At 70.7% G+C, this 19,173-nt stretch carries 14 protein-coding genes and 1 pseudogene; 3 read left to right on the top strand and 12 right to left on the bottom strand.

Translation table 11 applies throughout. The annotated features are described in order from the left end of the window. Positions 1-22 precede the first annotated feature (22 nt). The 10 genes and pseudogenes from QQ657_RS37630 to QQ657_RS37585 form a co-directional block, all read right to left on the bottom strand. Positions 23-3,832 carry a LamG-like jellyroll fold domain-containing protein gene (locus QQ657_RS37630; RefSeq protein ID WP_284747102.1) on the bottom strand — a complete coding sequence of 1,270 codons (3,810 nt, stop codon included), beginning with the start codon at positions 3,830-3,832 and terminating at the stop codon, positions 23-25. 29 nt (positions 3,833-3,861) lie between these two features. Further along, positions 3,862-4,845 carry a galactofuranose ABC transporter, permease protein YjfF gene (yjfF, locus tag QQ657_RS37625; protein ID WP_284747101.1) on the bottom strand — a complete coding sequence of 328 codons (984 nt, stop codon included), beginning with the start codon at positions 4,843-4,845 and terminating at the stop codon, positions 3,862-3,864. Then, positions 4,842-5,879, bottom strand: coding sequence for an ABC transporter permease (locus QQ657_RS37620; protein WP_284747100.1), 1,038 nt, complete (start codon positions 5,877-5,879; stop codon positions 4,842-4,844). Before QQ657_RS37620 ends, yjfF begins: the two co-directional genes overlap by 4 nt. Continuing rightward, on the bottom strand, positions 5,876-7,369 hold the full coding sequence (locus tag QQ657_RS37615) for a sugar ABC transporter ATP-binding protein (RefSeq protein ID WP_284747158.1): 1,494 nt from the start codon (positions 7,367-7,369) through the stop codon (positions 5,876-5,878). The genes QQ657_RS37620 and QQ657_RS37615 overlap by 4 nt, the downstream gene beginning before the upstream one ends. Positions 7,370-7,399: 30 nt before the next feature. After that, positions 7,400-8,401 carry an ABC transporter substrate-binding protein gene (locus QQ657_RS37610; protein ID WP_434056819.1) on the bottom strand — a complete coding sequence of 334 codons (1,002 nt, stop codon included), beginning with the start codon at positions 8,399-8,401 and terminating at the stop codon, positions 7,400-7,402. A 56-nt stretch (positions 8,402-8,457) separates the two neighbouring features. Next, complete coding sequence (locus tag QQ657_RS37605) at positions 8,458-9,501, bottom strand: LacI family DNA-binding transcriptional regulator (protein ID WP_284747099.1); 1,044 nt, start codon at positions 9,499-9,501, stop codon at positions 8,458-8,460. A 308-nt stretch (positions 9,502-9,809) separates the two neighbouring features. Continuing rightward, positions 9,810-10,739 (bottom strand): endonuclease/exonuclease/phosphatase family protein, encoded by a 930-nt coding sequence (locus QQ657_RS37600; protein ID WP_434056821.1) that lies wholly within the window; start codon positions 10,737-10,739, stop codon positions 9,810-9,812. A gap of 26 nt (positions 10,740-10,765) precedes the next feature. Next, entirely contained in the window at positions 10,766-11,689 is a 924-nt protein-coding gene (locus QQ657_RS37595; protein WP_284747097.1) for a D-alanyl-D-alanine carboxypeptidase family protein, read from the bottom strand. A gap of 277 nt (positions 11,690-11,966) precedes the next feature. Next, positions 11,967-12,806: pseudogene (locus tag QQ657_RS37590) on the bottom strand (glycoside hydrolase family 16 protein); the annotation flags it as partial. Positions 12,807-12,977: 171 nt separating this feature from the next. Next, positions 12,978-13,217 (bottom strand): hypothetical protein, encoded by a 240-nt coding sequence (locus tag QQ657_RS37585; RefSeq protein WP_284747096.1) that lies wholly within the window; start codon positions 13,215-13,217, stop codon positions 12,978-12,980. A gap of 232 nt (positions 13,218-13,449) precedes the next feature. Here QQ657_RS37585 and QQ657_RS37580 point away from each other — a divergent pair, with 232 nt between their 5' ends. Together QQ657_RS37580 and QQ657_RS37575 are read left to right on the top strand one after the other, a co-directional pair. Continuing rightward, positions 13,450-15,489: a phosphocholine-specific phospholipase C gene (locus QQ657_RS37580; RefSeq protein WP_284747095.1), complete on the top strand. Its 2,040-nt coding sequence runs from the start codon at positions 13,450-13,452 to the stop codon at positions 15,487-15,489. Positions 15,490-15,609: 120 nt separating this feature from the next. Further along, positions 15,610-17,073 carry a cellulose binding domain-containing protein gene (locus QQ657_RS37575; protein ID WP_284747094.1) on the top strand — a complete coding sequence of 488 codons (1,464 nt, stop codon included), beginning with the start codon at positions 15,610-15,612 and terminating at the stop codon, positions 17,071-17,073. Here QQ657_RS37575 and QQ657_RS37570 read toward each other — a convergent pair whose 3' ends face one another. Both QQ657_RS37570 and QQ657_RS37565 read right to left on the bottom strand, forming a co-directional pair. Next, a complete protein-coding gene (locus QQ657_RS37570) occupies positions 17,074-17,199 on the bottom strand; it encodes a hypothetical protein (RefSeq protein WP_284747093.1) in 126 nt (41 codons plus the stop codon). A 303-nt stretch (positions 17,200-17,502) separates the two neighbouring features. Beyond that, entirely contained in the window at positions 17,503-18,297 is a 795-nt protein-coding gene (locus QQ657_RS37565; RefSeq protein ID WP_284747092.1) for an SDR family NAD(P)-dependent oxidoreductase, read from the bottom strand. 218 nt (positions 18,298-18,515) lie between these two features. Between QQ657_RS37565 and QQ657_RS37560 the strand changes: the two genes are divergently transcribed. Next, positions 18,516-19,133, top strand: a complete 618-nt coding sequence (locus QQ657_RS37560; protein ID WP_284747091.1) for a LysE/ArgO family amino acid transporter — start codon at positions 18,516-18,518, stop codon at positions 19,131-19,133. Positions 19,134-19,173: the final 40 nt, after the last annotated feature.

The following is a 19,173-nucleotide window of genomic DNA, read 5'->3' as shown; positions in this document are numbered from 1 at the left end:
TCTGGTTCCTTTCCGGTACGGCTCAACGGCCGGTCATCACGAGAGTCGTCACGGAGTTGGCGGGCAACGTCAGCTTCGACGTCGCCGCCAGCCCGGTGATCTCCCTGGTCTGCGGCACGATGGCGGTCGGCGCGGCGAGGCTGTTGCGGCCCGCCGGGTCGCCGGTGAGCGTGGTGAGCGTCCCGGTGCCGTCGACCGCCGTGACGCCGGTGAGCGCCAGCCGCGCGGTCTGCACCTGCCCGGTCGGGTTGACGAGCTTGACCGTGAACGTCTTCTTTCCCGCCTTGGTGGTCACGTTGACCACCTGCCGCAGCGGGCTGCCTTGGCTGAGGCGGCTGGTGACGATCTGCTTGCCGAGCGTGCTGGAGAACATCTGCTGCACCCAGTACGACGGCGAGCCGTAGCTGCTCCCGGCGTCGAGGCCGATCAGGTTGACCGGCCAGTTGGCCTGGTTTTCGTGCACCAGCACCGGCGCGTACATCGAGCCGATGACGATGTCGCTGTTGCGCTCCAGCCCGGTGAGGAACGCGGCTTCGCCGATCGCGGCGGCCAGGGTGCCGGTGGGCCGGCCGTCCTGGGCGCCGTACTCGCCGACGAGGATCTCCGGGCCGCTGCGGTCCGCGGTGTCGTAGCGGGTCGAGTTGTCCGTGAACCACTGCGGCGACTGGTAGTAGTGGTCGTCCGCGGCGTCCGGGCGCACGCCGGTCGGGGTGCTCGACGCGGCCCCGCCCTGCAGGCCGCCGGTCGTCGCGATGACCGTCAGCTGCGGGTACTTCGCCTTGATCGCGTTGTACATGTCGGTGAAGCGCCAGGCGTAGCTGCCCGACCCGTCGAACCAGTCCTCGTTGCCGACCTCGACGTAGTGCAGGTCGAACGCGGCCGGGTGCCCGTCGGCGATCCGCTTCGCACCCCACGCCGTGGAGGCGTCGCCGATGGCGTACTCGATCTCGTCGAGCGCTTCCTGGACGTACTGCGGGTAGTCGGCCTGGCTGACGTGCTGGCCGTTGAGGGTGTAGCCGGCGAACAGCGCGAGCAGCGGCTGCGCGCCGATGTCCTCGGACAGCTTGAGGTAGTCGAGGATGCCGAAGCCGTCGGTGGACCAGTAGCCCCACGCGGTGTTCTGGTGGCCGGGCCGCTCTTCCGGCTTCCCGATGGTGTTCTTCCACGCGAACCGCGTGTCGAGGGTGTTGCCTTCGAGGTAGTTCCCGCCCGGGACGCGGAACAGGCCGAGCTTCATCGCGGCGAGCTTCTGCCCGAGGTCGAGGCGGACGCCGTGGTTCTTGAAGGTGGGCGGGAACAGCGACACCTGCTGGAACCAGGCGTCCCCGGCGAGCGCCTTCTTCCCCTTGTTCACCAGCGAGACGACGATCCGGTTGTCGGTGGACGTCGTGATCGTCGACGGCGTGGTGAGGCTGAACGTCTGCTGTGCCCAGTCCACGCCGGCCGGCTGGAGGTCCTTGCTCGCCAGCACGGTGCCGTCCGGCTTCTCCAGGCTGACGCGGACCGCGCCGGTCCACGTGCCCCTCGCGAAGAAGCTGCCGGTGTACTTCGTGGACGGCTTGGCGGCGATGCCGTAGTAGCCGACGTTCGCCGCGGCCACGCGCCCACCGGCCGGGACGACGTCGGCGTGCAGCTTCATCGACCGGTCGAGGGCGGTGTTCAGCGGGGTCGCGGTGTCGATCGCGTACGTGCCGGTCGCGCCGGTGGAGGTGAGCAGGGACCAGTACGGGACCGGGGTGTCGCCCGCGCCGCTGCCGCGCTGGTAGGCCTCCTTGAAGGTGCGGTTGCGGACGAGTTCGGCGTACAGCCCGCCTTCGACGGAGTGGCTGATGTCTTCGAGGATCGAGCCGTACGTGGTCGGGCGGGTGTTGGCGCGGACGACGTTGGCGTCGACCGCCAGTTGGTTCGCTCCGGCGAGGGTGCCGATCTGGGCCGCGCTGAGCGGGAAGCGGCGCAGCTCGACCTCGTCGACCGCGCCGGTGAACCCGGCGCCGACGGTGAAGGCCGCCGTGCTGTTCCCGGACGCCGGGCAGGCCGAGACGTCCAGGGTCGTGCCCGTCGGTGTGCCGCAGGTGCTGGTGACCGCGGCCGCGTCACCGTCGGCGTAGACGGTGAGCCGCTGCGAAGCGCGGTCGAGGACGACGGCGGCGTGGTGCCAGTTGCCGTCGGCCAGACCGCCGCCGCTGGTGGTCACCTGGATCGTGCCGACGCGGGCGGTGAGCTTGCCGCCGGCCACGCCGAGGGCATAGCCGTCGCCGTGGTCGACCAGCGTCCCGTCCGCGGCGGTGCGGAACCACGCGGCCAGCGAGAGCGAGCCGGTGCCGGTGTCGAACGCGGGCGAGGTTCCCATGTCCACAGTGGACTTGCCGTCCAGCTGGACGGCCTTGCCCGCCGCGCCCGCAGTCCAGGTCGCTCCGCGGAGCGTGCCGTCGGCGGCGTTGGCCGAAGAGTCGCGGGCGACCGTGCCCGTGCCTTCGTCGAAGTGCCACGACCCGCTCGCGGCCAACGCGGTGACGGCGGACGCGGTCAGCGGCGTCGGGTACGCGCGGACGTCGTCCACTCCCCCGGCGAACCAGTCGGCCGGGCTGCCGGCCCACTTGCCGCGTCCGATGACCAGGTGCCCGCCGGCGGTCCACGGCGTGGTGAACGGGACGCTCTGCTGCAGGGTTCCGTTGACGTACAGGGAAAGCGTGCCGGCGGCGCGGTTGTAGACGCCGACGACGTGCTGCCACTGGTCGGCCTGGGCGGGCAGGGTGGACACCGCCGAGGACGACGCCGCGTCGCCATCGGACGCCCGGCGGGTGAAGGCGAACCGCCCGTCGGCGGTGCGCTGGAGGTAGAAGCCGCTGATGGTCGTGCCGTCGACGCTGACGGCGGTCCGGAAGCCGGTCGCCGCGGTCGGCTTGACCCACGCGGACACCGAAAAGCTCTGCGCCGTGTCGACCACCGGGGCCGGGGCGTCGATCGCCGCGTCGGTGCCGTTGAACGCGGCGCCGTGCGGGCCGACGACGCCGTCGCCCCACGTGGTGCCCCCGGTGAGGGTGGCGGTGCGTGCGTCGAGGGAGTCGTCAGCGGCGGTGGTGCCGGTGCCCTCGTCGAGGGTCCAGTGCCCGGCGATGGCCAGGCGGGCGGCCTCGGCCGCGGTCAGCGGGCCGGAGTAGGCGCGGACGTCGTCGATCGTGCCGTCGACGTAGTCCACCGGGTTGCCGCCGTACTTGCCGCGGCCGATCACCAGGTGGCCGGTGCCGGCCCAGCCGGCGGGCGCGGACACCGTCGCCTGCCGGGTGCCGTCCACGTACAGGGCCAGGGTCGACGCGGCCGCGTCGAACACGCCGGTGAGCTGGTACCACTGGCCGACGACCGGGTCGAAGTTCGCCGAAGCGACGACGCCGTCGGCCGGCGCGTCCCCGGCGAGGCGGGTGAAGGCGAAACGGCGCGAGTCGTCGCGGAACTGGAGGAAGAAGTTGCTGACCTGGTTGCCGTCGACGCTGACGAACGTCTGGAAGCCGGACGTCTTGTCGAGCTTGACCCAGCTGCTGACGGAGAAGCTCTTCGTGGTGTCCAGCACCGGTGCGCCGGCGTCGGCGAAACCACTCGCGCCGTCGGTCGTCAGGGCGCCGCCGCGGATGCCCGGGCCCCAGCCCGCGCCGGAGTTCAGCGTCGCGGGGTGCTCCCCCACGGTGTCGGCGGCGGTCGTGCCACTGCCTTCGTCGAACGTCCAATGCCCGGCGAGCGCCGGGTCGGGGTCGGCCGCGGCGGCCGTGACGGGCAGGGCGGAGAACAAGGTCAGGGCCGCGAGCACGGCCAGGGGGCGCCGGATTCTGCGGAGCATGACTCTCCTTCGAGTGTGAGCGCTCACAGTCAGGGGGTTCGGCGGGTGACGAGGCGTTGCAGGACGATGAAGACGAACAGGAGGGCGCCGGTGATGATCGAGGTCCACCAGGAGTTGAGGGTGCCGTCGAAGGTGATCAGCGTCTGGATGATGCCCAGCACCATGATCCCGAGCACGGTGCCCAGCACGTAGCCGGAGCCGCCGGTGAGGATGGTGCCGCCGATGACCACCGCGGCGATCGCGGTCAGCTCGAGGCCGACGCCGTTGAGCGGGTCCCCGGAAGACTTGTACAGCACCAGCAGCAGCCCGCCGAGGGCCGAGCAGAAGCCGCTGATCGTGTACACCGCGATCTTCGTGCGGCCGGTCTTGAGGCCCATCAGCATCGCGGACTGCGCGTTGCCGCCGATCGAGTAGACCGTGCGCCCGAACCGCGTGAAGGCCAGCACGTAGACCGCGACGGCGACGACGACCAGCGCGACGACCACGCTGATCGAGATGTGCAGCTCCCCGCCCAACGGGATCTGCGTCTGGGCGAGCGTGGCGATCGTCGCGTTGTCGATCGAGTACGCCTCCGTGCTGATCGTGTAGCAGAGCCCGCGGGCGAAGAACATCCCGATCAGCGTCGCGATGAACGGCTGGATCTCGAAGAAGTGGATGAGCGCACCCATCCCGGCGCCGAGCAGCGCGCCGACCACCAGCACCACCGCGATCGCCGCGTACGCGGGCCAGCCGTGCTTCTGCAGCAGGTCCCCGGAGATCACTGTGGACAGTGCGACCACCGACCCGACGGACAGGTCGATGCCGCCGGTGAGGATCACGAACGTCATCCCGACCGCGACCACGAGCAGGAAGGCGTTGTTGATGAACAGGTCGAGCACGACCTGCCCGGACCCGAACGCCTCGTAGCTGGCCGCACCGAAGATGTAGGCCCCGATGAGCAGGGCCATCGTGGCGAGGATCGGGAGGTGCCGTTGGCGCGGCCGGTAACCGCGGACGCGCGCGAGGGTGGTCATGCCGTGACCTCGACCTTCTCGGGGGCGGACGTGGGTGCCGGGTGCCCGGCCTGCGGAGTCCGGCGCCGCCGGAGCTTGCGGCGGAACGCGGGCGACTGCAGCAGGCAGACCGCCAGCACGACCACGGCCTTGAACAGCATGATCGCCTCGGGCGGGATGCCGAGGGCGTAGACGGTGGTGGTGAGCGTCTGGATGAGCAGCGCGCCGATCACCGCGCCGCCCACGGAGAACCGGCCGCCGGTAAGCTGCGTGCCGCCGACGACGACGGCGAGGATCGCGTCGAGCTCGATGAACAGCCCGGCGTGGTTGGCGTCGGCGCTGTGCACGTTCGCGCTGATCATCAGCCCGGCGATGCCCGCGCACAACGCGCAGAAGACGTAGACGAGCCAGGTCAGCCGCGCCGACCGGAGCCCGGCCAGCCGGCTGGCCTCCGGGTTGCCGCCGACGGCCTCGACGAGCAGGCCGAGGGCGGAGCGGCGGACCAGCAGCGAAGCGAGCACGAACACGGCCAGGGCGATGAGGATCGCGCTCGGCAGGGTCAGCACGAACCCGCTGCCGATCCATTCGTAGGGGGCCGAGTTGATCGTGATGATCTGCCCGCCGGAGATCAGCTGCGCGATCCCGCGCCCGGCGACCATCAGGATGAGCGTGGCGATGATCGGCTGGATGCCCAGCGCGGCGACGAGCCAGCCGTTCCACACCCCGAGCACCAGCGACAGGCCCAGCGCCAGCCCGACGGCGACGAGCGTCGCGCCGATGCCGCCGGGGTGGTCGGCGATCCACAGGCAGGCGAGCGAACCGCTGATCGCGACGACCGCGCCCACCGAGAGGTCGATGCCGCGGGTGGCGATGACGAGCGTCATGCCGATCGCGATGAGGATCAGCGGGGCGCCGTTCTTCAGGATGTCGACGAGGTTCCCGTAGAGGTGACCGTCGCGCAGTTCGATCGAGAAGAACGCCGGGCTCGCGATGAGGTCGCCCACCAGCAGCGCCAGCAACGCCACCACGGGCCAGAACAACCGGTGCTTGGTCATGAGACGGCTCCCTCGGCCATCGTGGCCATGATGTCGTCGGCGGTGAGCGCCTGGTTCGCCAGCTGGGCCACCACTTTCCGGTCGCGCAGCACCACGACGCGGTGGCTCAGCCGGAGCACCTCCTCCAGCTCGGCGGAGATGTACACGACGGCCATCCCCTCGGTCGAAAGCTGGGTGACCAGCCGCTGGATCTCCGTCTTGGCGCCGATGTCGATGCCGCGGGTCGGCTCGTCGAGGATGAGCAGCCGGGGCTCGGTGATGAGCCAGCGCGCCAGCAGCACCTTCTGCTGGTTGCCGCCGGAGAGGTTGCCGACCAGGGCTTCGGGGTCGGTGGGGCGGATGTCGAGCGTCTCGATGTACTTGCGCGCGATCTCGTCCTGGCGGCGGCGGGACAGCGGCCGCGCCCAGCCGCGGGAGGCCTGCAGCGCCAGGACGATGTTCTCCCGGACGGTCAGTTCCTCGACCAGGCCTTCGGTCTTGCGGTTCTCGGAGCAGAACGCGATCCGGTGGTCGAGCCCGGCGCGCGGGGTGCGCAGTGACGTCGCGTCGCCGTCGATCTTCACGGATCCGGTGTCGGCGTGGTCGGCGCCGAAGAGCAGCCGGGCGAGCTCGGTGCGCCCGGAGCCGAGCAGCCCGGCCAGCCCGACGACCTCGCCGGCGTGGATGTCGAGGCTGAACGGCTCGACGCCGCCCTTGCGGCCGAGGTCTTCGGCGGACAGGAGCACCGGCGCGTCCGCGACCTCGGCCCGGGTGGGACCGGAGTCTTCCAGGGTTTCCAGGACGCGCAGTTCCTTGCCGATCATCTTGGTGATCAGGTCGACGGGCGTGATGTCCGCCGTGCGGAACTCGCCGATCAGCTTTCCGTTGCGCAGCACGGTCATCCGGTCGGCGACGGCGAAGACCTGGTCGATGAAGTGGGAGACGAACAGGATCGCCAGCCCCTGCTCGCGCAGGGACCGGACGACCTTGAGGAGCTGTTCGACCTCGCCGGTGTCCAAACTGGACGTCGGCTCGTCGAGCACCAGGACTCGCGCCTCGACGTCGAGGGCGCGGGCGATCGCGACCAGCTGCTGGACGGCGATCGAGCAGGTGCTCAGCTCGGCCGAGACGTCCACGTGGACGTCCAGCCGGGCGAGGAGCTCCTCGGCCCGCCGCCGCATCGGGCCCCACTGGATGCGGCCGAAGCGGCGGGGTTCCCGGCCGAGGCAGACGTTTTCCGCCACGGACAGGTTCGGGCAGAGGTTGACCTCCTGGTAGACCGTGCTGACGCCGGCCTGTTGCGCCTCGCCGGGACCGCCGAAGGCGACGGCGGTCCCGGCGAGGGTGATCGTGCCCGCGTCCACCCCGTACACCCCGGTCAGCACCTTGATCAGGGTGGACTTGCCGGCGCCGTTCTCCCCCATCAGAGCGTGGACCTCGCCCGGGAACAGGCGGAAGTCGACGCCGTCGAGGGCGAGGACACCGGGGAACTCCTTGCGGATGCCGGTCATGGTGAGCAGTTCGGTGGACACGAGGACCTCTCAGTACTGGCGCTGCGGCAGGGCGGCCTTCGCCGACGCCTGGTCGAACTCGGTCTCCTTGGTTTCGATCCGCGCGGGCACCGACTCCCCGGCGGAGACCTTCTTCACCAGGTCCATCAGCTGCGGGCCGAGCAGCGGGTTGCACTCGACGATGTGGTTGATCTTGCCGTCGGCCAGCGCCTGCATCCCGTCCTTCACGGCGTCGACCGAGATGATCTTGATGTCCTTGCCCGGGACCTTGCCCGCGGCTTCGATCGCCTCGATGGCGCCGAGCGCCATGTCGTCGTTGTGCGCGTAGAGGACGTCGATCTTGGGCTGGGACTTGAGGAAGGCCTCCATGACCTCCTTGCCCTTGGCGCGGGTGAACTCACCGGTCTGCGAAGCGATGATCTTGTACTTCGGGTCCGCCGCGATGACGTCCCCGAAGCCCTTCTTGCGGTCGTTGGCCGGCGCCGAGCCCGTGGTGCCCTGCAGTTCGACGATGTTGACCTGGCCGGTGGCGCTGCCGTACTCCTTGGTCAGCCACTCCCCCGCCTTCTTGCCCTCGGCGATGAAGTCCGAGCCGAGGAAGGTCTTGTAGAGCGACTTGTCCGGCGAGTCGATCGCCCGGTCGGTCAGGATGACCGGGATGTTGGCCGTCTTGGCCTCCTTGAGCACGGTGTCCCAGCCGGACTCCACCACCGGCGAGAAGGCGATGACCTTGACCTTCTGCTGGATGTAGGAGCGGATGGCGGAGATCTGGTTTTCCTGCTTCTGCTGCGCGTCCGAGAACTTGAGCTCGATGCCGGCGGTCTTCGCCGAGTCCTGGATCGACTTGGTGTTGGCCGTCCGCCACCCGCTCTCGGCGCCCACCTGGGCGAACCCGAGCGTGATCGCCCCGCCGGAACTGCCGGAGGAACCACCACTCCCGCAGGCGGTGAGCAGCACGAGTCCGGCCGCCGCGGCCGCCGCGGCGGCCCATCGCTTCTTCAGCACGTTCACTCCTCGATCGACGGTGATCATTCTTGTTAGCGTTAACATTCGGAGCTGGACATCTTCGGTTCGGCGCGCGCGGGGCGCTAACGCGGCCCGGTGCTCTCGCGGACGATCAGCTCGGGCACGACCAAAGCGCGCGCGTGCCGGTCGCCCCCTTCCATCCGCTGCGTGAGCAGGCCGAACGTGCGCCGGCCGACTTCGATGAAGTCCTGGCGCACCGTGGTCAGCGGCGGCGTGAAGTACGCCGCCTCGGGTACGTCGTCGAAGCCCGCGACGCGCACGTCCCGCGGCACCGAGACGCCGGCCTCGGCGAACGCGCGGAGCAGGCCGAGCGCCATCTGGTCGTTGCCGGCGAAGACGGCGTCGAGGTCGCCTTCCTTGGCGAGGGATCGCCCCGCCTCGTAACCCGAGCGCGAGCTCCAGTCGCCGCGGATCACCCGGGGCACGTCCACGCCGTGGCGTTCCAGGGTTTCCCGCCAGCCGAGCTCGCGGTCGCGGGCCTCCAGCCAGTCCTCCGGCCCGGCGACGTGCCAGACCGTGCGGTGGCCCAGGGCCAGCAGGTGCTCGGTGGCGCGGCGGGCGCCGTCACGCTGGTCGACGGAGATCACCGGGACCGGCGCGGCCTCGCCGCCACCGACGGCGACGACCGGGAAGTCCGCCGGCGCGGCTTCCAGGGCGCGGCCCGCGGTGACGTGCGGGGCGATGACGATGATGCCTTCGACGGCCTGGCGGCGGAGGTTCTCCACCGCGTCGGTGATCGACGACCGGCCGGGACGGCTGACACTGGAGATCGTGATCGCGTACCCGGCTTCGCGGGCGGCGTTCTCGATGCCGTAGAGCGTGCTGGCCGGACCGTACAGATTGGACTCGAGCGCGACGACACCGAGCGTGCCGGTGCGTCCGGTGACGAGCGCGCGGGCCGCGGAGTTCGGGCGGTAGCCCAGTTCTTCGATGGCGGCGAGCACCCGGGCGCGGGTTTCGGGGCGCACCGGGCCGGTCCCGTTGATGACCCGGGAGACGGTCATGTGCGACACGCCCGCCACGCCCGCGACGTCGGTGAGACTGGGCTGCCGCGTACCGGCCGCGGTCACCTTCACAGGGCCGCCGGAGCGGGGTCGTTCGGCCACCGGCGTCCCCTTCCGTCCGCGTCGACGTGGTCCCCGTCACCCGTTCCGGTGACGGCGAGGAGTCAGTGTTAGCGATAACACCCACGCGGTCAAGACCGGGGTGCGTAACGGTCTCGTCACGTGCCCTCGCGTCCGGCCCGGGGCCGCCGACCAGCGGGAGGCGTGGTGGGGAATTCACCGGAAGGGACACAGGCGCGGTGTTCAGGCCCGATGTTCGGCCCACGGCAGCGCGTCTTGAATGACTCATTCAGGACCTCCGAAGACCTGAATGAGTCATTCAAGACACCGGACCCGGGACAGCGCCGGCGTCAGAGCGCCAGGGTGGCCGCCACCGGGAGGTGGTCGCTGCCGGTGGCGGCCAACGTCCACGACGCCACCGGCCGCACCCCCGTCACGAAGACCTGGTCGATCCGCGCCATCGGCAGCCCGGCGGGCCAGCTGAACCCGAACCCGTCCCCCGCGTCGTCCTGGGCGGACTGCATCCGCGCGGTGATGGGCGCCAGGGCCCGGTCGTCCGCGGTGCCGTTGAAGTCGCCGACCAGGACCGTGCGCGGCGACGGTTCCCCGGCCACCGCGTCCGCGAGCAGGCCGATCGCCTCGTCGCGGCCGTTGGCGGTGAAGCCCGAATCGAGCCGGACCCGCACCGACGGCAGGTGCGCGACGAAGACCGCCACCGGGCCCTTCGGAGTGTCCACTGTGGTCCGCAGCGCCCGGGTCCACGGCATGATCGCCACCGGTTCCGTGTCGCGCAACGGGAAGGTGCTCCAGATCCCGACGGTCCCCTGCACCGAGTGGTGCGGGTAGCCGGCCGCGAGCGCGTCCTCGTACTTCGGGATCTCGGACTTCTTCAGCTCCTCCAACGCGATCACCTGCGCCCCCGAGGCGGCCAACGCACGCGCGGTGCCGGCCGGGTCTGGGTTCTCGTCGTTGACGTTGTGCGAGACGATCGTCAGGTCGCCGCCGCCTGCCGTCCGGTCGACCAGCCTGCCGCCGAAGAACCCGCCCCAGACCAGCGTCGGAAGCAGCAGCGACACGAGCGCGAGCGCGGAACGCCGGACCAATGCCGCGACGAGCAACGGCAGCACGAGCAGGCCCGTCCACGGCAGGAACGTCTCCAGCAGGCTGCCGGCGTTGCCCACCCAGTTGGGCACCAGCGAGTGCGCGAGCAGCAGCAGTGCGGTCAGCGCGGAGAACACCGCGATGACCCGGCCGCGGCGCCAGGTCCCGCGGTCCGGCACGGTCTTCTCCGGTTCGAGGGTCGCGGTCACCGGGTCGCCGCCGGCAGTTCCCGCTGGATCGCCGAGATGAGCGTCTCGCTGGTGTCGAGCGCGGCCCGCAGCCCGGCCGCCGGGCTGCCACCCGGGTTCTGGTGCAGGACGACCCCGAGGATGAGCGCGCCGCCGTCGGCCCGCGCGGCCCACATCAGAGCGCCGCCGGCCGCGGTCGACGAGCCGGTCTTGAGCCCGATCACGCCGTGGCGGCCGAGGAGGGTGTTGGTGTTGACGACGTCGCCGGGCACGCCGTCGACGCGCAGGCTCGCGGTGCCGACGATCGCGCGGATCACGTCGTTCTTCATGACCTCGCGGGCCAGCCGCAGCTGGTCGGTGGCGGTGCTCGTCGTCGAGTCCTCGACACCGCTGGCGCCGGTGTAGGTGGTGCTGGTCATGCCGAGCGCGGCGGCCTCGCGGTTCATCTTCGCGACGAAGGCGTCCTGGCTGCCGGCGTCCCACCGGGCCAGCAGGCGGGCGACGTTGTTGCCGGACGGGACGAGCATGAGCGACAGGAGGTCCCGCTCGCTGATCTCCCGGCCGGCGCGCACGGGAGCGCTCGACTCTTCGGACGACGTCGACTCGGCTTCGGCCTGTTCGTCGACGGTGATCCGCGGGCCCGCTTCACCGGCGGCGAGCGGGTGGTCCTTGAGCACGACGTAGGCGGTCATGACCTTGGTGACGCTCGCGATCGGCACCGGCCGCTGGTCCCCGCGACTGCCGAGCGAGCCCAGGCCCTGCACCTCGGCACTGGCCTGCCCGCCGGCCGGCCACGGAAGCGGCAGGTCGACAACGGGCCGCGCGGCACTGGCGCGGCCGTCGACGGTGGGCGGGAAGAGCACCCAGCAGGCCACGGCGAGAGCCACCGCCACGGCGGCGGCGATCCCGCCGGCGACGGGTGGGATGCGGGTACGGGCCATGGGTCTCCTCCGGGTGCCGGGGCGCTTCTCGAGCGCACACCGTCACTTTGTCCGGGGAAGATCGCCGGGCCGTCGGGGTTGTTCGACAGGTCTGAACCAGAAATGTCCCGGTTCTGTACCAAAGGCCCGCCTGCGGTGCCTTGAATGACTCATTCAGGACGTCCGAAGACCTGAATGAGTCATTCAAGACCACTGCCCGAGACCGGGGAAATGGCGCGGGACCGGCCCCCCTCCGCCGCGCGCGGTGGGAAGCCGGTCCCGCTGGTCTGGACCCTCAGCTCACGTGGACGTAGTCGACCACGAGCTGCTGCGGGAACTGGGTGCTGCCGTCGGGGTCACCGGGCCAGTAGCCGCCGACCGCCAGGTTCAGGATCACGAAGAAGTCGTGGTTGAACACCCACTGGTTGCCGCCGACGTCGGCCGGCGTGCGGGTCTGGTAGGCGTTGCCGTCCACGGACCAGACGATGCGATCGGCAGACCAGTCGATCGCGTACGTGTGGAAGTCGTCGGAGAAGTTCGGGCCGTTGTAGGCCGCGCCGATGCCGCCCGAACCCGAATACCCCGGGCCGTGGATGGTGCCGTGCACGGTGTTCGGCTCGAAGCCGACGTTCTCCATGATGTCGATCTCGCCGCACTGCGGCCAGCCGACGTTGCCGATGTCCGAACCCAGCATCCAGAACGCGGGCCACATGCCCTGCCCGCGCGGCAGCTTCATCCGGGCTTCGATGTGCCCGGAGGACGCGGTGAACTTGCCGGACGTGTTGAGCCGCGCCGACGTGTACTCGCAGGCGCCGTACCAGCAGTTGTTCCCGCTGTTCTCCTTCTTGGCGGTGATCACGAGGTGGCCCTGGCCGTCGAGCGCCGCGTTGGCGGTGCCGTCGGTGTACCACTGCCGCTCGTGGTTGTTCACGTTGTCGCCGGTCTCGTGGACCCACTTCCCGCCGTCGACCCCGCTGCCCGCCGGGCCGTCGAAGTCGTCGGTGAAGGAGGCCAGAACCGACGCGGGTGCGGCCTGGACCTGCGGTGCGGCCACCAGAGCGCCGGCCACGAGCAAGGCCGCGGGTGCCACCAGCAGGCGGGTCGTCCGCCGCCATCGGGCGGAGTTCCTGGTCGACATCGTCGTCGCCCCTTCCGTTCCGCGGGCGACGGCTGGCGGCTCACCGGCACCCTATTTGTTGTCGGACGCAACAAAGTATGAACGGGTACCTGGCGAAGAACAAGGTTAACCGGTCGGACATTTTCCGACGAGTACCCGATGGTCCGGACCACCGGGTACTTTCGGGCAACTTCAGCGCTGGATGCAGTCGAGCCCGAGCCCGACGCCGGTGGCGACGTACTGGCAGACGTGCGACGCGTGCGCCACGTCGGTCTCCGCGCAGCCCAGGGGCACCCCGAGCAGGTCGACCGCGCAGTAGGCGTAGAACTGGTTCGGATTGCCCGGGACCGGGTCGGCCGACGCCGGGGTCGCCGTGGCGACGGCGGCGGTGACGGTGAGCGCGGCCGCGAGTGCGGCGATACGGGTCTTCATGGTGTTCTCCTCCCGGAAGCCCCTGTACGCCAGGGGTTTGTGCTGGGAGAGGTTCCCCGTGCGGACCGGGTTCACCTCCGGGTCACCGGAAAGTGTCACGCGGCCGGGCCGCGAACCGAACAGCTCGTGAACTTCGTTCTGCGTGATTCCGTCCGAAGGTCGGTGTTTCCGAACAGCTTTGATCACTTACGCTGGCCCGGCCCTGCCGAGGTCCCCCTGGAGGCTCCCCGTGATGGCCGACCCGCACGAGTTCACCCGCCGCAGCTTCCTCGGCGGGGTCGCCGCCGCCGGCGCCCTCGGCGCCCTGCCGCCCGGCATGGCCGAAGCCCTCGCCGAGCCCCGCGTCTCCGGCAGCCTGTCCGACGTGGAGCACGTCGTGGTCCTCATGCAGGAGAACCGCTCGTTCGACCACTACTACGGCACGATGAAGGGCGTCCGCGGCTACGGTGACCGCTCGGCGATCGTGCGGCCGAACGGCCAGGACGTCTTCCACCAGCCCGATTCCGGCCGCAGCGACGGCAAGTACCTGCTGCCGTTCCGAGTGGACACCACCACAGTGGACGGTCAGGACCTCGGCGACCTCGGCCACGGCTGGGCCGACCAGCACCAGGCGATCGCCGGCGGCGCGAACGACGCGTGGGTCGCCGCCAAGGGCGAGATGACCATGGGCTACTTCGCGCAAGGCGACATCCCCTTCCACCGCGCGCTGGCCGACGCGTTCACCCTGTGCGACCACTACTTCTGCTCGGTGCAGGGCCCGACCACGCCCAACCGGCTCTACCTGTTCACGGGCACGATCGACGCCGACGGCAAGGCCGGCGGCCCGGCGAACTACAACCCCGCCGACTACAAGCCGGTCTTCGGCTGGACGACCTACCCGGAACGCCTGCAGCAGCGCGGCGTTTCGTGGAAGGTCTACGCCAACAAGGAGGTCGGTGACGCGGGCGGCTCGTTCGTCGGCGACTACGGCGACAACCCGCTGTGGCTTTTCAAGGCCTACCACCAGGACTACGCGAGCGATCTGTCCGAACGGGCCAGTGTGTTCAAGACCTGGGGCCCGGATTCGGGGAAGGGCAAGGACGTCGGCCACGTGCTGGCCGAGTTCACCGCCGACTGCGCGAGCGGATCCCTGCCGAAGGTTTCGTGGATCGTCGCGCCCTACGGCTACTGCGAGCACCCCGAAGCCCGCCCGGTCGACGGCGCCGCGTACACCCAGACCGTGCTGAACGCCTTGTGGGCGAACCCGAAGCTGTGGGAGTCCACTGTGGTCTTGATCAACTATGACGAGAACGACGGCTTCTTCGACCACGTCGCGCCGCCGATCGCGCCGCCGGGGACCGCCGGCGAGTACATCGGCGGCAAGCCGATCGGGCTCGGCGCGCGGGTGCCGATGACGGTGATCTCGCCGTGGAGCCGCGGCGGCTGGATCAGCTCCGAGGTCACCGACCACACGTCGGTCATCCGGTTCCTCGAACGCTGGACCGGCGTGGCCGAGCCGAACATCAGCGCGTGGCGCCGCGCGCTCTGCGGCGACCTGATGACGTGCTTCGACTTCGGCACCCCGAACGTGCAGATCCCGCTGCTGCCGGACACCGCCGCGCTGCGCAAGCAGGCCGACGACACCCAGAAGAAGCTGCCGAAGCCCACGCCGCCCGCGACCGGGAAGCAGCAGGTCCCGGTCCAAGAAGCCGGCACCCGCCCGGCCCGCGCGCTCCCCTACCGCCCACTGGTGACGACGTCGCTGAGCGTGGACCGCCAGCTCCTCACCACGACGTTCGCGAACCCGGGCACCGCGGCCGTCCAGCTGATGGCCTACCGCAACGACGGCCAGACCGACGGCCCGTGGCCCTACGACGTCGCGCCCGGCGCGCAGGTGAGCGACACCTGGCGGATCCAGCTCTACGGCGGCGGGAAGTACGGCGTCGCGGTGCACGGGCCCAACCGGTTCCGCTGGGTCCTCGCCGGGGACGCGAACAGCGCCGGCGCGGGCGTCGACGTCCTCGGGAGCTACACCACCGAGAACAAGCTGCGGCTGACCATGCGCAACAGCGGCACGACGGCCGTCAAGATCACGATCGCCGCGAACCACTACCGCACCGACGGCCCGTGGACCTATCCGCTCGCCGCCGGGCAGACCGTGACCGACGACTGGAACCCCGTCGCCTACGGGTCCGGCTGGTACGACCTGTCCGCGACGCTCGACGCCGACCCGAAGTTCCTCCGCCGGTTCAGCGGGCACCTCGAGACGGGCGCACCGAGCGTGACCGGCTGATCGTTCACATCCGTGACCACTGTTCAGCTCATTGACGCACGTCACATCCGTGACCTATAAAGGGAAAGTCCGGGTGTACGCCGCAACACCTCCGCTGTCCCCTTTTCCCGGAGGTCCTTGGTGTCCCCACGAAGCCGGCGTGCCGTTCTCCTCGGCGCCGCCACGATCTCGGCCGCGCTCGCGCTGACCGGCGCCGTCACCGCGCAGGCCGCGGCGGCGAACCTGTCCGCCACGTTCGCGAAGACCTCGGTCTGGACCGGGGGCTACGGCGCCGGGTACACGATCGCCAACCGCGGCGACGCGCCCGCCACCGGCTGGACCGTCGAGTTCGACCTGCCTGCCGGCACGTCCGTGAGCAGTTCGTGGAGCTCGGTGAAGACGCAGGCCGGGCAGCACTACAAGTTCACCAACGCGAGCTTCAACGGCACGGTCAAGCCCGGTGCCAGCGCGAACTTCGGCTTCAACGTCGCCGGTTCCGGGCTGCCCTCGGGCTGCACGGTGAACGGGCTCCCGTGCGAAGGCGGCGGCCCGGTCACGACGACGCCGACGACACCCACCACCACGACACCGACACCGACGCCGACGACCACCACGACTCCCCCGCCCGCCGGGGACACGGTGAACGTCTCGACGGCCGCCCAGCTGCAGGCCGCCCTGGCGAACGCCGCGCCGGGGCAGGCGATCAAGCTCGCCGCCGGGACCTACCGCGGCTCGTTCGTCACGACGAAGGCCGGCACCGCGGCGAAGCCCATCACGCTGTCGGGCCCGGCGAACGCGATCCTGATCAACGACGGCCCGTCGGGCGACGCGCCGGACTGTCCCACGCCGACCGCGGGCTGGGACTCGGGCTACGGCCTGTGGCTCTCCGGCGCGCCCTACTGGAACCTCGCCGGCTTCACCGTGCAGGAGTCCAAGAAGGGCATCGTCGCCGATAACTCGCCGCACACGACGATCGACGGCGTCAACGTCAACCACGTCGACGAGGAGGCCATCCACTTCCGCCGCTCGTCGGCCGACAGCGTGCTGAAGAACTCGACGATCACCTACACCGGGCTGGTGCAGCCGGGTTACGGCGAAGGCGTCTACCTCGGCTCGGCCAACTCGAACTGGGCCTGCCACGGCAACTCCGGCGGCGTCGACCGCGGTGACCGCATCCAGGTGCTGGACAACCACATCGGCCCGTTCATCGCGGCGGAACCCATCGACGTCAAGGAAGGCACCTTCGACGGCGTGATCCGCGGCAACACCTTCGACGGCCGCGGCATCTCCGGCGAGAACTCGGCGGACTCCTGGATCGACGTCAAGGGCATCGGCTACACGATCGAGGACAACACCGGCACGTTCTCGGCACCGGGCACGTTCGCCAACGGCTACGAAAACCACAACACCAGCACGTCGCCGTCGTTCGACAACGGCTGCGGAAACGTGTGGCGCAACAACAAGTCCGACCTCGGCGGGGTCGGCGCCTACGCGATCAAGATCAGCTCGGTGTCGAAGTGCGCGACCAACCCGAACGTGGTGTACGCGTCCAACACGGTCACGAACGCGACGGCGGGACTGACGAACATCCCCGTCACGCCGTAGTCAGAGGTGCATGGCCAGCCACAGGGCCACCCACGCCGCGGCGGCGAGCACTGCGCCCGCCGCCGCGGCGAGGAGTACCCGGCGCAGGGCCGGGGCGGGTTTCGCCGGTGTCTCGGTGTGGTTCATGAAGTCGATCATGAACCACGCGGGGCGTTCGGGACAGTCCGCGCGCTCGTCCGGGCGACCCCTGCGCGGGGTACCCCGAACGGTGGCGACGCACGTCACCCCCGGCTGCGGAACACCGGACGACCTCGAGCGTTGTACAGGGTGTCGGTACGGCGGTGCCCCCGGGCCTCACCCCTTGCCTTCACGGAATACCGGTAACGCAGGAGCCGTGTCGTGCCTTCCGCCGCGAGGCGGCCCCCCGTACCGGCACCAAAACCCCCGTTCCCTCCCGGGCCTCCCCCGTGCGCCCGGGCGGGAGCGGGCCTACGGCACGATCGAGTCGACGTACCCGCCGTCGACGCGCACGGCCGCGCCCGTCGTCGCCGAGGCGAACGGGGAACTCAGGTACACCACCAGGTTCGCGATCTCTTCGGGCTCGATCAGGCGCTGCAGCAGGGACTGCGGCCGGTGCTTCTTCATGAACTCCCGCTGCGCCTCGTCCCACGGCAGGTCCTTGTCCACCAGCTCGTAGACGAAGTCCTCGACGCCGCCGGTGTGCGTCGGGCCCGCGATCACCGCGTTCACCGTGACCCCGGTGCCGGCCGCGTGCTTGGCGAACCCGCGCGAGACGCCGAGCAGCGCCGTCTTCGACACTCCATAGTGGATCATCTCGGCGGGGATCACGATCGCCGAATCGCTGGCGATGTACTGGATCCGGCCCCAGCCGCGGCCGGTCATGCCGGGCAGGTAGGCGCGGGTGAGCCGCACCGCGGCCAGGACGTTGACCTCGAAGTAGCGCCGCCAGTCGGCGTCGGTGATGTCCAAGGGCTCCTGGGCGCCGAAGATGCCGAGGTTGTTGACGAGGATGTCGGCGTCCGGCACCTCTTCGACGACCTGCGCCGCGCCGGCTTCCTCCGAGACGTCACCCGGCGCCGGCACCAGGTCGGCGTCCGGCAGGTCTTCCTTCAGGCGAGCGATCGCCTTCAAGACCCCGGTTTCGCTCCGGCCGTTGATCGCGACCCGCGCGCCCGCGGCCGCGAGCCCCGCCGCGATCGCCGAGCCGATGCCCTGGGTGGACCCGGTGACCAGTGCCGTCTTCCCGCTCAGGTCGACCCGCATCGTGAAAACCCCTTCTCGCGTCGGCCCTCCCCCGGGCGATTCAAGCACACGTGCCCGGTGCGCACCGGCTGGGAAATCCGGTTGCCGCACCGGGCCCGCCGGCGACACCATCTGCGCATGACCTCCTCTCGCACCCCGCTCCTGCCGACCGTCGCCGCGACCACCGCGCCGGTCCAGCAGCAGCCGAGCCGTCCGCGGGGGTCGATCACCCCAGCGCCGTGACGGGCGCGCTGCTCGCCGGCCTGCTGGCCGGCTACGGCATCGCGATCCCGGTCGGCGCCGTCGCGACCTACCTCGTCGCGCTCACCGCCCGCACGTCACTGCGCACCGGCCTGGCCGCGGCCCTCGGCGTCGCCACGGCCGACGGCGTGTACGCGCTGGTGGCGGTGCTCGGCGGCGCCGCGGTCGCGGGACTCGTGACGCCCATCGCCGGGCCGTTGCGGCTGGTCTCGGCCGGGGTCCTGGTCGCGTTGGCGATCCGCGGGGCCGTTTCGGCGCTGCGGTCCCACCGCGCCGCCACCACCCGGCCCGTGACGCCGCTCGCGCCCGGCCGCGCCTACGTCAGCCTGCTCGGGATCACGCTCGTGAACCCGACGACGGTCGTCTACTTCACCGCCCTGGTCGTCGGCGACCGCGCCGGCACCGCGGTGTCGGTACCCGAGCAGGTCGTGTTCGTGCTGGCCGCGTTCGCCGCCTCGGCGAGCTGGCAAGCACTCCTGGCCGGCGGCGGAGCCCTGCTCGGCCGGGTCCTCACCGGACCGCGGGGCCGGTTGGCGACGGCGCTGGTGTCGAGTGCGGTGATCACCGCGCTCGCCGTCCGACTTGTCCTCACCTGACCGGGAAAGCATTGTGGTGTAACGGTTTGCCCGGTTTCCG

Origin of the sequence: Amycolatopsis ponsaeliensis (assembly GCF_030182635.1) — a bacterium.
Taxonomy (GTDB): domain Bacteria; phylum Actinomycetota; class Actinomycetes; order Mycobacteriales; family Pseudonocardiaceae; genus Amycolatopsis; species Amycolatopsis ponsaeliensis.
This window is presented reverse-complemented; position numbering and strand designations above follow the sequence as displayed.

What these genes read in the sequence shown, in the direction of transcription:
- QQ657_RS37630 (WP_284747102.1), bottom strand. Translation starts at nt 3,832, where the DNA reads ATGCTCCGCAGAATCCGGCGCCCCCTGGCCGTGCTCGCGGCCCTGACC.
- yjfF (WP_284747101.1), bottom strand. Translation starts at nt 4,845, where the DNA reads ATGACCACCCTCGCGCGCGTCCGCGGTTACCGGCCGCGCCAACGGCAC.
- QQ657_RS37620 (WP_284747100.1), bottom strand. Translation starts at nt 5,879, where the DNA reads ATGACCAAGCACCGGTTGTTCTGGCCCGTGGTGGCGTTGCTGGCGCTG.
- QQ657_RS37615 (WP_284747158.1), bottom strand. Translation starts at nt 7,369, where the DNA reads ATGACCGGCATCCGCAAGGAGTTCCCCGGTGTCCTCGCCCTCGACGGC.
- QQ657_RS37610 (WP_434056819.1), bottom strand. Translation starts at nt 8,401, where the DNA reads ATGATCACCGTCGATCGAGGAGTGAACGTGCTGAAGAAGCGATGGGCC.
- QQ657_RS37595 (WP_284747097.1), bottom strand. Translation starts at nt 11,689, where the DNA reads ATGGCCCGTACCCGCATCCCACCCGTCGCCGGCGGGATCGCCGCCGCC.
- QQ657_RS37585 (WP_284747096.1), bottom strand. Translation starts at nt 13,217, where the DNA reads ATGAAGACCCGTATCGCCGCACTCGCGGCCGCGCTCACCGTCACCGCC.
- QQ657_RS37580 (WP_284747095.1), top strand. Translation starts at nt 13,450, where the DNA reads ATGGCCGACCCGCACGAGTTCACCCGCCGCAGCTTCCTCGGCGGGGTC.
- QQ657_RS37570 (WP_284747093.1), bottom strand. Translation starts at nt 17,199, where the DNA reads ATGAACCACACCGAGACACCGGCGAAACCCGCCCCGGCCCTGCGCCGG.
- QQ657_RS37565 (WP_284747092.1), bottom strand. Translation starts at nt 18,297, where the DNA reads ATGCGGGTCGACCTGAGCGGGAAGACGGCACTGGTCACCGGGTCCACC.